The sequence below is a fragment of the Bradyrhizobium sp. Y36 genome (genome assembly GCF_002531575.1).
In the GTDB taxonomy this organism is placed as follows: Bacteria; Pseudomonadota; Alphaproteobacteria; order Rhizobiales; family Xanthobacteraceae; genus Bradyrhizobium.
The window spans coordinates 265,850-278,462 of the sequence record NZ_NWTI01000001.1; the positions used below are offsets into that span (position 1 = coordinate 265,850).

Annotated in this window: 8 protein-coding genes; 4 read left to right on the forward strand and 4 right to left on the reverse strand. The window is 66.0% G+C overall.

The window, feature by feature from the left end; translation table 11 throughout:
• Positions 1-33: 33 nt before the first annotated feature.
• Both CO669_RS01285 and CO669_RS01290 read left to right on the forward strand, forming a co-directional pair.
• On the forward strand, positions 34-1,038 hold the full coding sequence (locus CO669_RS01285; protein ID WP_097657390.1) for an SPFH domain-containing protein: 1,005 nt from the start codon (positions 34-36) through the stop codon (positions 1,036-1,038).
• A 55-nt stretch (positions 1,039-1,093) separates the two neighbouring features.
• On the forward strand, positions 1,094-1,537 hold the full coding sequence (locus CO669_RS01290; protein ID WP_097657391.1) for an NfeD family protein: 444 nt from the start codon (positions 1,094-1,096) through the stop codon (positions 1,535-1,537).
• Between the two features lie 91 nt (positions 1,538-1,628).
• Here the strand turns inward: CO669_RS01290 and CO669_RS01295 are convergent, their stop codons facing one another.
• A complete protein-coding gene (locus tag CO669_RS01295) occupies positions 1,629-2,018 on the reverse strand; it encodes a winged helix-turn-helix transcriptional regulator (protein WP_097657392.1) in 390 nt (129 codons plus the stop codon).
• Positions 2,019-2,090: 72 nt separating this feature from the next.
• Here CO669_RS01295 and CO669_RS01300 point away from each other — a divergent pair, with 72 nt between their 5' ends.
• A complete protein-coding gene (locus tag CO669_RS01300; RefSeq protein WP_097657393.1) occupies positions 2,091-2,648 on the forward strand; it encodes a carboxymuconolactone decarboxylase family protein in 558 nt (185 codons plus the stop codon).
• A 49-nt stretch (positions 2,649-2,697) separates the two neighbouring features.
• Here the strand turns inward: CO669_RS01300 and CO669_RS01305 are convergent, their stop codons facing one another.
• Positions 2,698-3,705, reverse strand: coding sequence for a KpsF/GutQ family sugar-phosphate isomerase (locus CO669_RS01305; protein WP_097657394.1), 1,008 nt, complete (start codon positions 3,703-3,705; stop codon positions 2,698-2,700).
• 192 nt (positions 3,706-3,897) lie between these two features.
• Between CO669_RS01305 and CO669_RS01310 the strand changes: the two genes are divergently transcribed.
• Positions 3,898-5,655 carry an outer membrane beta-barrel protein gene (locus CO669_RS01310; protein ID WP_097657395.1) on the forward strand — a complete coding sequence of 586 codons (1,758 nt, stop codon included), beginning with the start codon at positions 3,898-3,900 and terminating at the stop codon, positions 5,653-5,655.
• A gap of 145 nt (positions 5,656-5,800) precedes the next feature.
• Here CO669_RS01310 and CO669_RS01315 read toward each other — a convergent pair whose 3' ends face one another.
• Together CO669_RS01315 and gltB are read right to left on the reverse strand one after the other, a co-directional pair.
• Entirely contained in the window at positions 5,801-7,252 is a 1,452-nt protein-coding gene (locus tag CO669_RS01315) for a glutamate synthase subunit beta (protein WP_097657396.1), read from the reverse strand.
• A 143-nt stretch (positions 7,253-7,395) separates the two neighbouring features.
• Positions 7,396-12,129, reverse strand: coding sequence for a glutamate synthase large subunit (gltB, locus tag CO669_RS01320; protein WP_097657397.1), 4,734 nt, complete (start codon positions 12,127-12,129; stop codon positions 7,396-7,398).
• Between the last annotated feature and the right edge of the window lie 484 nt (positions 12,130-12,613).

Below are 12,613 nucleotides of genomic sequence, written 5' to 3' on the forward strand. Positions count from 1 at the left end.
TTTCCCGGCATCTTTTTCCGGCTTGGAGGAGCTATGAGCGGTTTCGACATTTTCGCGATTGTTCTGGTCCTGCTCGTCATCGTCACGCTGGTTGCCGGCGTGAAGACGGTGCCGCAGGGCTATGACTGGACCATCGAGCGGTTCGGCAAGTACACGCAGACGCTGAGCCCCGGGCTCAACCTGATCGTGCCCTATTTCGATCGCGTCGGACGCAAGATCAACATGATGGAGCAGGTGATCGACATTCCCGAGCAGGAGGTCATCACCAAGGACAACGCCACCGTCACCGTGGACGGTGTTGCGTTCTACCAGGTGTTCGACGCGGCGAAGGCGAGCTACGAGGTCTCCAACCTGACGCAAGCCATCACGGTCCTGACCATGACCAACATCCGCTCGGTGATGGGTGCCATGGATCTCGACCAGGTGCTGTCGCATCGCGACGAGATCAACGAGCGCCTCTTGCGCGTGGTCGATGCCGCGGTCTCCCCCTGGGGCCTGAAGGTCAACCGCATAGAGATCAAGGACATCGTGCCGCCCGCCGACCTCGTCGAGGCCATGGGCCGGCAGATGAAGGCCGAGCGGGTCAAGCGCGCCGACATTCTCGCCGCCGAGGGCCAGCGCCAGTCCGAGATCCTGCGCGCCGAAGGCGCCAAGCAGGGCCAGATCCTCCAGGCCGAAGGCCGTAAGGAAGCCGCGTTCCGCGACGCCGAGGCCCGCGAACGTTCCGCGGAAGCCGAGGCCAAGGCAACCCAGATGGTCAGCGATGCGATTTCCAAGGGCGACGTCGCGGCGTTGAATTATTTCATCGCCGACAAGTACATCAAGGCGTTCGGCCAGTTCGCCGACGCGCCGAACCAGAAGATCATCATGCTGCCGATCGAGGCGACCAGCATGCTGGGCTCGCTCGCCGGCATCGGCGAGATCGCCAAGGCGACGTTCGGCGAAAGCGCGGCCTCCGCAGCGGCCGCCGCGCGCCGCCCGGGCTCGGTGCCGCCGACCGGCGGCACGCCGCCGGCGGTGCCGCCGCGACAGGGATAGTCACCGGCGCATGTCCCTTCAGGCAGGGGCATGCACCATGATAGAAGGTCGTGTCATGACCGACATGTTCGTATCGCTCGGCACCTGGAACTGGCTGATCTTCGGCTTCATCCTGATGGCGCTGGAGGTGCTGGCGCCGGGTGTCTTCCTGTTCTGGCTCGGGCTCGCTGCGCTGTTCGTCGGCCTGATCTCGTTCGCGGTCGTCATATCCTGGCAGATCCAGCTCGTGATGTTCGCGCTGTTCGCCGCCGCCGCCGTTCCGGTGTGGCGCCGCCTGGCCCGGCCGAAGCCGGATGCGAGCGCCAGTCCGTTCCTCAACAAGCGCGCCGATGCGCTGCTCGGGCGCGAGTTCACCCTGGAGAAGCCGATCGTCGACGGCAGCGGCACCATGCGCATCGGTGACACCGTGTGGCGCGTGGCCGGGCCCGATACGCCGGCGGGGACGCGGGTGAAGGTGGTGCAGGTGGACGGTGCCAATTTGACCGTGGCCGCGGCGTGAGTCTTCTTCGCCGCTCCCCGCTCGCGAGGAGGGGCCGGATTGCATCGCAGATGCAATCCGGGTGAGAGGGACCGTTTCGCGAGTCCATCTTTCACCGTCTGCGCGGAGGCTCCCCCTTACCCCGACCCTCTCCCTGCAAGCGGGGAGAGGGGGAAGAGCCCTGCCACCGCTCCGCAAAGCGGTGCAGTGGCATGACCATCTCGCACAAATCCCGCCCGAGCGGCGTGAGCCCATAACCTCCGCCCTCTTCAAGCTCCACGAAGCCCGCCTCGCGCAACTCCGTCAGCCGCGCCTGCAGCACCGTGGGCGAGGCGTCGTCGCAGGCAGTGCGCAAGGCCCGGGAGGTGAGGGGCTCGTCGCGTAGCTCCCAGAGTATTCGCAGGCTCCAGCGCCGGCCGAGCAGGTCGAGCAGCACCATGATCGGGCGGCCCGTGCGGGAGCCGCGGACGCTACGTGTCTTGGAGTCGGCCTGTTTCGCCATCGGCGGTCCCTTGCGTGTCGCTACAGATAGTGTAGCGTAGTGCTACGATAAATGTAGCAAAGGAATTGGCCCATGTCCGAAGCCATACCGCGCATTGCCCCGCTCGCGCCGCCTTATCCCCCGGAGATCCAGGCGCAGTTCGATCGCATCATGCGCGGCGCGCCGCCGCTGATGCTGTTCCGGGTGATGGCGGGCCACAATCGCGCCTGGGACAAGTTTCGTGCCGGCGGGCTGCTCGATCCTGGCCCACTCTCGCTGCGCCAGCGCGAGATCGTCATCGACCGCACCTGCGCGCTGAACCGATGCGAGTATGAATGGGGCGTGCATGTCGCGATCTTTGCCGCGCCGGCGAAACTGACTGAGGAAGAGGTCCGTGCCACCGTGCAGGGTGATGCGGCGTCACCGTGTTGGTCGCCGGCCGAGCAGGCGATGATCGCAGCTGTCGATGCGTTGCACAGCCGTGCGACATTGAGCGACGAGGAGTTTGCCGCGCTGTCGGCGCACTACGACGAGGCGCAGATCCTGGAGATCATCCTGCTGTGCGGCTTCTACCGCACGGTGTCGTATCTGGCGAACGGGCTGCGGCTGCCGCTGGAGGAGAAGGCGGCGCGATTTCCGGCACCCCTCTAACCGCCGTCATTGCTTCGTCGCTTCGCTCCCCGCAATGAGGTGGGAGGATCTACGCCACGCCCGCCCGCAGCAGATCGTGCAGATGCACGATGCCCACGACCTTGCCCGCTTCGGTCACGACCAGCGTGGTGATCTTGCGGGTGTTCAGCACCTCGATCATCTCGGTGGCGAGCATCGAGGGCGGCACCGTCTTCGGCTGCTTCGTCATGATCTCGTCGACCGATGCCGTCAGCAGGTCGGGACGCATGTGGCGGCGCAGATCGCCGTCGGTGATGATGCCCGCGACCTCGCCCGCTTCGTTGACGATGCAGACGCAGCCGAGACCCTTGGCCGACATCTCGACCACGGCCTCCGACATCATGGTGCCGAGCGGCTTGACCGGGATCTCGGCGCCCGTGCGCATGTAGTCGCGGACGAATTTCAGCATCGCGCCCAGCTTGCCGCCGGGATGGAAATGCGCGAACTCGAGCGCGGTGAAGCCGCGGCCTTCGAGCAGCGCGATCGCGAGCGCATCGCCAATCGCAGCCTGCATCAACGTCGAGGTGGTCGGCGCCAGATTGTGCGGGCAGGCCTCGCGGGCCTTCGGCAGCTCGATCACGATGTCGGCGGCTTGTCCCAGCGAGGACGCCGCGTTCGACGTCACCGCGATCATGGGAATGGCGAATCGCGCGGAATAGTTCACGACGTTCTTCATCTCCGGCTGCTCGCCGGACCAGGACAGCGCCACGATGACGTCGTCGGTGGTGATCATGCCGAGATCGCCATGGCCGGCCTCGGCGGCGTGCACGAAGAAGGCGGGCGTGCCGGTCGAGGCCAGCGTCGCGGCGATCTTGCGCCCCATATGGCCTGATTTGCCGAGCCCGGTGACGATGACGCGGCCCTTGGCGTTGCGGATCAGGTCGACCGCCCTGGCAAAGGTCTCGCCGAGCGGGCCGCGCAAGGCGGCTGCGAGCGCGTTGATGCCGCCGCTCTCCGTCTCCAGGGTGCGGAGCGCGGATTCGACGCTGTCGGGGATGGGGCCGGATGATGCGGTCATCAGCGGTTTCGAACTCGGCATAATGTGATCCAGGGAGGAGGGGCGTTGCCCCAGTCGGCGCTTCATTAGCACGCCCGGGCCCGGGAGGCGACGCGCGCGCCAAGGCCCTCAACGGGTCATTAACCATAATTGTTTTAACTCCATTAACGATGGCTCCCGCCGTTCGGCGGGGATGATCGCGAAAGTGTTTGATTTCGTTGGAGTTATTACATCGTGGGGTCGCCTCCAGGCACCGGCCGGAGCAAACGCGCGCAAGTTCTGCGCGCTGCTTTGCCGTGCCTTGTGCCGGGTCTGGCGCTGACGGCCCTCGGAAGCGCTCCCGCGGCCGCCCAGAGCCTCACGCCCGACCTGTTCAATCCCAACCGCGGCGGCTTCGCCTCGCCCGAGACGCTGCCGACGCGCCGTACGGCGGGCGTGCCGCAGGCGCCGGCGGATACGTTGCCGGCGCTGCCCGATCCCAGCGCCGATCCGCGCAAGCGGCAGCAGACACCGGCAACCTCGCGCATCGGTCAGGTCCCGACTTACGGCCTTCCGGCCGCCACCGGCGCGAGCAGCTCCGGCTACGACTCGCTCAACCGCAAGCGACAGCAACCCAAGCTCTATCCGGGCCAGCCGAAGCCGAAGCGCGCAGCCGGTCCCGGCTCGCCGGCGCCGACCACGGCGCCGCCGCCATCCACGCTCGGCCTGCCCAAGATCGCGCCGCCGCCGTCGGCGTCCGCCAACAAGGCGCCGGTGCCGGCTGCGATGGCGGGCACCGTGCCCGGCCAGCCGCTGCGTCGCCGCCTCAAGGCGGATGACGATCCGTTCGGCGCCGTCGGCGATTATGCCGGCAGCTTCCTGATCAAGGGCGGGCTCGAGCTCTCCACCGGCTACGACACCAATCCGGCGCGCCTCAACAAGCCGGTGGGATCGCCGGTCTATGTCGTTGCGCCCGACCTTCTTGTTCAGTCCGACTGGGAGCGCCACGCGCTGGTCGCCGATCTGCGCGGCTCGTTCTCCGGCTACACCAACAACATGCCGGCGACGATCGACGGTTTTGCCTCGCCCTCGCCGGTCGAGATCAATCGTCCCGATTTCACCGGCCATGTCGACGGCCGCCTCGACGTCGACCGCGATCTCAAGCTGACCTCGCAGCTGCGCCTGCGGCTCGCCACCGACAATCCCGGCAGCCCGAACGTGCAGGCCGGCCTGCAGAAATATCCGGTGTACGCCTCCTACGGCACCACGGTCGGCTTCGACCAGACCTTCAATCGTTTCCAGGTCGCCGCCGGCGCCACCGTGGATCGCACCGCCTACACCGATTCAAAGCTCACGGACGGCTCGACCTTCAGCAACAACGACCGCGACTTCAACCAGTATGGCGGCGTGGGGCGCTTCTCCTACGACCTCAAGCCGGGCCTGAAGCCGTTCGTCGAGATCCAGGGCGACACCCGCGTCCACGATCAGGCCGCCGACCGCAACGGCTATTTCCGCGATTCGAACGGTGGCTACGCCAAGGTCGGCTCGTCCTTTGAATTCTCGCGCATCCTCACCGGCGAGGTCTCGGTGGGCTATTCCGCGCGCAACTACACCGATCCGCGCCTCAGCCAGCTCGCAGGGTTTCTCACCTCGGGCTCGCTGATCTGGAATGCGAGCGGCCTCACCACGGTGAAATTCTTCACCGACACGCAGATCGCCGAGACCACCGTCCCCGGTTCGTCCGGCGTGCTGGTGCGCACGTACTCCGCCGAGGTCGACCACGACTTCCGCCGCTGGCTCACCGCGGTCGGCAAGTTCACCTACGGCACGCTCGACTACCAGGGCCAGAACCGCAACGACAAGACCTACTCGCTCGAAGGCAACCTGATCTACAAGCTCAACCGCAACATCTGGGTCAAGGGCACGCTGCGCCACGACATCCTGGATTCGAACCAGCCGGGGTCAAGCTCGCAGGGGACGGTGGTGATGCTGGGGGTCAGGCTGCAGAATTAGTGCGCCCGTCGCAGTACGAGGCACTACTCTTCCGCCGTCATTCCGGGGCGCGCGTCGCGCGAGCCCGGAATCCATTTATCCACGAGCGCTGAGGCCCGATGGATTCCGGGCTCGCGCCAAGTGGCGCGCCCCGGAATGACGGAACCTACCTTGGCAGGTCCGTCTTCCCCATCAGGAACGTATCGATCGACCGTGCGCACAGCCGGCCCTCACGGATCGCCCAGACCACCAGCGACTGGCCACGGCGCATGTCGCCGGCGGTGAACACGTTCGGGCGCGAGGTCTGGTAGTCCAGCGTGTTGGCCTTGACGTTGCCGCGCGGGTCGAGCTCGACCGAGAGCAGCTTGAGCAGGCCCTCGTGCACGGGGTGGACGAAGCCCATGGCGAGCAGGACGAGCTCGGCATCGAGCTCGAACTCGGTGCCGGCAATCGGCTTGAACTTGTCGTCGACGTGGACGCAGTGCAGCTTCTTGACTTGGCCGTTCTCGCCGGAAAACTTCTGCGTCAGCACGGCGAACTCGCGCACCGCGCCTTCGGCCTGGCTCGAGGACGTCCGCATCTTCAGCGGCCAGTTCGGCCAGGTCAGGCCCTTGTTCTCGCGCTCGGGGGGAGCGGGCATGATCTCGAGCTGGGTCACCGACAGCGCGCCCTGGCGCAGTGACGTGCCGATGCAGTCCGAGCCGGTATCGCCGCCGCCGATGACGACGACGTGCTTGCCGGCGGCCAGGATTTCCTGGACGCCGTTCAACGGCTCGCTCGAGACGCGGCGGTTCTGCTGCGGCAGGAAGTCCATGGCGTAGTGAATGCCCTGGAGGTCGCGGCCGGGGATCGGCAGGTCGCGCGGGGCTTCCGCGCCGCCGGTCAGCGCCACGGCGTCGTAATCGTTGAGCATCTCGCGCGGATCGACATTGCCGTCAGCGCCGACATGGCTGTTGTAGTGGAAGGTGACGCCTTCGCCTTCCATCTGCTTGACGCGGCGGTCGATGACGCCCTTCTCCATCTTGAAGTCGGGGATGCCGTAGCGCAGCAGGCCGCCGGCCTTGGCGTACTTCTCGAACAGGTGCACGTCGTGGCCGGCGCGCGCGAGCTGCTGCGCGCAGGCCATGCCGGCCGGACCCGAGCCGATCACGGCGACCTTCTTGCCGGTCTTCACCGCGGCCACTTCCGGCTTCAGCCAGCCATTGTCCCAGGCGCGGTCGACGATCGCGCATTCGATGGTCTTGATGGTGACGGGGTTGTCGTCGATGTTGAGCGTGCAGGAGGCCTCACATGGCGCCGGACAGATGCGGCCCGTGAACTCCGGGAAATTGTTGGTCGAGTGCAGATTGCGCGAGGCCTCTTCCCAGTTGCCCTGGTAGACGAGGTCGTTCCAATCGGGGATCTGGTTGTTGACCGGGCAGCCGGGCGTGCCCGGCGCGACCGAGCCGGTGCCGTGGCAGTAGGGAATGCCGCAATTCATGCAGCGCGCAGCCTGGTCGCGCACCTCTTTCTCGGAGAGGGGAACGACGAACTCGTTGTAATGCTTCACGCGCTCGGCGACCGGGGTGTACTTGCGGTCGCGCCGTTCGATTTCGAGAAAACCCGTGATCTTGCCCATTAAACCCGAAGTCCCTGCCGCTTAGGTTTCTTTATCCGTCGTTCCGGGATGCGCGCTCGGCGCGCAGACCCGGAACCTGGAGGTTGTCCTTGCGAGATTCCGGGTTCGCGCTTTGCGCGCCCCGGAATGACGCGTTGTGAGAATTACGCCCCGATCGCGATTTTCGGCTCGGCGTCCGCGTTGGCGGCCATTTCGCGCAGCGCGCGCCGGTACTCGACCGGCATCACCTTGCGGAATTTGGGCAGCCATTCCTTCCAATTGGCGAGGATGTCGGCGGCGCGCTTGGAGCCGGTGGCTTTCGCGTGGCGCGAGATCAGGACGTGCAGCCGCTCGACGTCGGAGGCGAGCAGGTTCTTGAACACGTCGACCCGGCCGTGCGCTTCGAGGTCGCCGGAGGCGTGATAGGTGTCGGCGTTGATCATCTCCTCCGACAGCACCGGCTCGAGCTCGACCATGGCCATGTTGCACAGACGGTCGAAGTCGCCGGTCTCGTCGAGCACGTAGGCGATGCCGCCGGACATGCCGGCCGCGAAGTTGCGCCCGGTCTTGCCGAGCACGACCACGATGCCGCCGGTCATGTATTCGCAGCAATGATCGCCCGCGCCCTCGACGACGGCGACCGCGCCCGAATTGCGCACGGCGAAACGTTCGCCGGCGATGCCGCGGAAGTAGCACTCGCCCTCGATCGCGCCGTACATCACGGTGTTGCCGACGATGATGCTCTCTTCCGGCACGATGCCGGAGTTCTTCGGCGGCTTGACGATGATCTTGCCGCCCGAGAGGCCCTTGCCGACATAATCGTTGCCTTCACCTTCGAGCTCGAAGGTGACGCCGTGGGCGAGCCAGGCGCCGAAGGCCTGGCCGGCGGTGCCCTTGAGGCCGACATGGATGGTGTCGTGGGGCAGGCCGGCATGGCCGTAGATCTTGGCGACCGCACCGGACAGCATCGCGCCCGCGGAGCGGTTGGTGCTGTTGATCCTGGCCTCGATCTTCACCGGCGCGCCGCGGTCGAGCGCAGGCTTGGCCTGCTCGATTAGCGTGCGGTCGAGCACGGCTTCCAGATGATGGTTCTGGCGCTCGGAATGATAGATCTTCTGGCCCTTCTCCTCCTTCTGCTTGACGAACAGCTTGGAGAAGTCGAGGCCCTTGGCCTTCCAGTGCGCGACCAGCCGGGTCTGGTCGAGCAGTTGCACCTGGCCGACCATCTCGTTGAAGGTGCGGAAGCCGAGCGAGGCCATGATCTCGCGGACTTCCTCGGCGACGAAGAAGAAGTAGTTGATGACGTGCTCGGGCTGGCCGGTGAAGCGCTTGCGCAGGACGGGATCCTGGGTCGCGACGCCGACCGGGCAGGTGTTGAGATGGCACTTGCGCATCATGATGCAGCCGGCCGCGATCAGCGGCGCGGTGGCGAAGCCGAACTCGTCGGCGCCCAGCAGCGCGCCGATCACGACGTCACGGCCGGTGCGGAAGCCGCCGTCGACCTGAACCACGATGCGGCTGCGCAGCCGCTCGCGCACCAGCGTCTGGTGGGTTTCGGCAAGGCCGATCTCCCACGGCGAGCCGGCATGCTTGATCGAGGTCAGGGGCGATGCACCGGTGCCGCCCTCGAAGCCCGCGATGGTCACATGGTCGGCGCGCGCCTTGGCAACGCCCGCGGCGACCGTGCCGACGCCGATCTCGGAGACGAGCTTGACCGAGACGTCACCCGTCGGGTTGACGTTCTTGAGGTCGTAGATGAGCTGCGCCAGATCCTCGATCGAGTAGATGTCGTGGTGCGGCGGCGGCGAGATCAGGCCGACGCCCGGGGTCGAGTGACGCACCTTGGCGATGGTGGCGTCGACCTTGTGGCCGGGCAGCTGGCCGCCTTCGCCGGGCTTGGCGCCCTGCGCCATCTTGATCTGCATCATGTCGGAGTTGACGAGATACTCCGTGGTGACGCCGAAGCGGCCCGAGGCCACCTGCTTGATCGCCGAGCGCATGGAATCGCCGTTCGGCATCGGCTTGAAGCGGTCGGCTTCCTCGCCGCCTTCACCGGTGTTCGACTTGCCGCCGATCCGGTTCATGGCGATCGCGAGCGTGGTGTGGGCCTCGCGCGAGATCGAGCCGAAGCTCATCGCGCCCGTGGCGAAACGCTTGACGATGTCCTTGGCCGGCTCGACCTGGTCGATCGGGATCGGCTTGCGCTTGTCCTCGTCCGCGTTCTTGATCCGGAACAGGCCGCGCAGCGTCAACAGGCGCTCGGACTGCTCATTGAGGATCTTCGCAAAGGCGCGATAGCGCTCCTGCGAGTTGCCGCGCGCGGCGTGCTGCAGCAGCGACACCGACTCCGCGGTCCAGGCATGGTCCTCGCCGCGGCTGCGATAGGCATATTCGCCGCCGACGTCGAGCGAGGTCTTGTAGACCTGAGCCTCGCCGAACGCGTCGGCATGACGGCGCACGGCTTCCTCGGCGATCTCGCCAAGGCCGACGCCCTCGACGCGGCTATGCGTTCCCGCGAAGAACTTTGCGACGAAGTCCGCCTTGAGGCCGACCGCGTCGAAGATCTGCGCACCGCAATAGGACTGGTAGGTCGAGATGCCCATCTTGGACATCACCTTCAGAAGGCCCTTGCCGATCGACTTGATGTAGCGCTTGACGATCTCGTAGTCGTCGAGCGAGCCGGGCAGGCGGTCCTTCATCGCGATGATGGTCTCGAACGCGAGGTAGGGGTTGATCGCTTCGGCGCCGTAGCCGGCGAGGCAGGCGAAGTGATGCACTTCGCGCGGCTCACCGGATTCGACGACGAGGCCGACCGACGTGCGCAAGCCGGTGCGGATCAGATGATGATGCACGGCGGCGCAGGCCAGCAGCGACGGGATCGGAACCCGGTCGGTGCCGACCATGCGGTCGGACAGGATGATGATGTTGACGCCTTCGCGCACCGCGCTCTCGGCGCGTGCGCAAAGCTCGTCGAGCACCTGGTCCATGCCGGCCGCGCCGAGACCGGCGTGGAAGGTGGTGTCCAGCGTGCGCGACTTGAAGTGCGACTCGGCCACTTCCGAGATCGAGCGGATCTTTTCCAGGTCCGCGTCGGTCAGGATCGGCTGGCGCACTTCGAGGCGCTTGGTCGTGGCCATGCCCTGCAGGTCGAACAGGTTCGGGCGCGGTCCGATGATGGAGACGAGGCTCATCACCAGCTCCTCGCGGATCGGGTCGATCGGCGGGTTGGTGACCTGCGCGAAGTTCTGCTTGAAGTAGGTGAACAGCGGCTTGGCCTTGTCCGACAGCGCCGAGATCGGCGTGTCGTTGCCCATCGAGCCCGCGGCTTCCTCGCCGGTGGCGGCCATCGGCGTCATCAGGATGGCGATGTCTTCCTGGCTGTAGCCGAACGCCTGCTGGCGATCGAGCAGCGACAGGTTCGAGCGCACGCCGGTGGTCGGGACCTTCGGCAGCTCTTCCAGCACGATCTGGGTCCGCTCCAGCCACTCCTTGTAGGGATGGCTCCTGGCGAGCTCGGCCTTGATCTCGTCGTCGGGAATGAGACGGCCCTGTTCGAGGTCGACCAGCAGCATCTTGCCGGGCTGCAGGCGCCACTTGGTGATGATCTGGTCCTCGGGGATCGTCAGCACGCCCATCTCGGACGCCATCACGATGCGGTCGTCCTTGGTGACGAGATAGCGCGCGGGCCTGAGGCCGTTGCGGTCGAGCGTGGCGCCGATCTGGCGGCCGTCGGTGAAGGCGATCGCGGCGGGGCCGTCCCACGGCTCCATCAGCGCGGCATGATATTCGTAGAAGGCGCGGCGCTTCTCATCCATCAGGGGATTGCCGGCCCACGCCTCCGGAATCATCATCATGACGGCGTGCGGCAGCGAGTAGCCGCCCTGCACCAGGAATTCGAGCGCGTTGTCGAAGCAGGCGGTGTCCGACTGTCCCTCGTAGGAGATCGGCCAGAGCCGGTTGATGTCCTTGCCGTACAGCTCGGAGCTCACCGAAGCCTGGCGCGCCGCCATCCAGTTGGTGTTGCCGCGCAGCGTGTTGATCTCGCCGTTATGGGCGATCATGCGATAGGGATGCGCCAGCGACCAGGCCGGGAAGGTGTTGGTCGAGAAGCGCTGATGCACCAGCGCCAGCGCGCTCTCGAAGTCCTTCTCGTGCAGGTCGGGATAGTACTTGCCGAGCTGGTCGGCGAGGAACATGCCCTTGTAGATCACGGTGCGGCAGGACATCGAGCAGGGGTAATAGCCCGCAAGTCCGCGGTCGCGGCGCTGGTAGATCGCCTGCGAGATCGACTTGCGCAGGATGTAGAGCCGGCGCTCGAACTCGTCCTCGGTCTTGGCGGTGCCGTTGCGGCCGATGAACACCTGCATGCAGGCGGGCTCGGTCGGCTTCACGGTGACGCCGAGCGAGGAATTGTCGGTCGGCACGTCGCGCCAGCCGAGCAGGGTCAGGCCCTCTTCCTTGATCTGGTCGGCGATGATGCTCTTGATGACGTTGCGCCAGGCGGTGTCGCGCGGCATGAACAGCGCGCCGATGGCGTATTCGCCGGGCGCGGGCAGCGCGAAGCCGAGTTCCTTCGCCTTGCGGCTGAAGAAGGCGTGCGGGATCTGCACCAGGATGCCGGCGCCGTCACCGGCGCGCGGGTCGGCGCCGACAGCGCCGCGATGCTCGAGATTGCAGAGGATGTTCAGCGCGTCCGAGACGATCTCGTGCGACTTCTGGCCCTTGATGTTGGCGATGAAGCCGACGCCGCAGGAGTCCTTTTCCAGGCTCGGATCGTACAGGCCTTCGGCTGTGGGGCGCGAATTATGCTCCTGAATCGGATCGGTCGTTTTCGAGGCGACCGTCGCCGACAGCTGTTCTGCCACGATGTTTGCGCGCTCGACTTGCGACCTGCTCATTGTTCCTGTCCTCTCCGTGCGGCAAGCTGCCTCACCGCCATCTTCGGCGCACCTTGGGCGTTCCGCGGCACCCGCCTCTGGGTCACCGCTCGTCCGCTAGCGAGCCGCATTTTCTTAAATTCAGGCCAAGGCGTTCTTCGTCCCCGAGAACGGCTTTGCCCGCTGCCTTATTGTGCTCGAGAGCACCGACTTTCGCTGCAATCCCTATGCCGGAACCGCAAGCAAAATTGAGACAGTCTTCCTGTCCTAACCATCACCTTGCCAAATTTTTGTCTATCACACAAGCGCGCGGAAGTCCCGATTCCCGATAAGTCAATCAATCGCTTTCCGAAAGTTGCGCGGCCCCGGTTTTGAGGCAAACGCGCCCCGATCCGGCCCTGTGGACGCCGGAATCCCGGATGAAGCTTCGGATCAACCCTTCGGAAGGCGCGCCACGCCGCAAGAAGCGAAAGAGCGCGAGGCTTCGGGGGCCTGACAGGAGCGT

Bases quoted from the DNA above. Each gene is read 5' to 3' on its own strand.
- CO669_RS01305 (WP_097657394.1), bottom strand. From the start codon at position 3,705: ATGCCGAGTTCGAAACCGCTGATGACCGCATCATCCGGCCCCATCCCC.
- CO669_RS01290 (WP_097657391.1), top strand. From the start codon at position 1,094: ATGACCGACATGTTCGTATCGCTCGGCACCTGGAACTGGCTGATCTTC.
- CO669_RS01285 (WP_097657390.1), top strand. From the start codon at position 34: ATGAGCGGTTTCGACATTTTCGCGATTGTTCTGGTCCTGCTCGTCATC.
- gltB (WP_097657397.1), bottom strand. From the start codon at position 12,129: ATGAGCAGGTCGCAAGTCGAGCGCGCAAACATCGTGGCAGAACAGCTG.
- CO669_RS01315 (WP_097657396.1), bottom strand. From the start codon at position 7,252: ATGGGCAAGATCACGGGTTTTCTCGAAATCGAACGGCGCGACCGCAAG.
- CO669_RS01300 (WP_097657393.1), top strand. From the start codon at position 2,091: ATGTCCGAAGCCATACCGCGCATTGCCCCGCTCGCGCCGCCTTATCCC.
- CO669_RS01295 (WP_097657392.1), bottom strand. From the start codon at position 2,018: ATGGCGAAACAGGCCGACTCCAAGACACGTAGCGTCCGCGGCTCCCGC.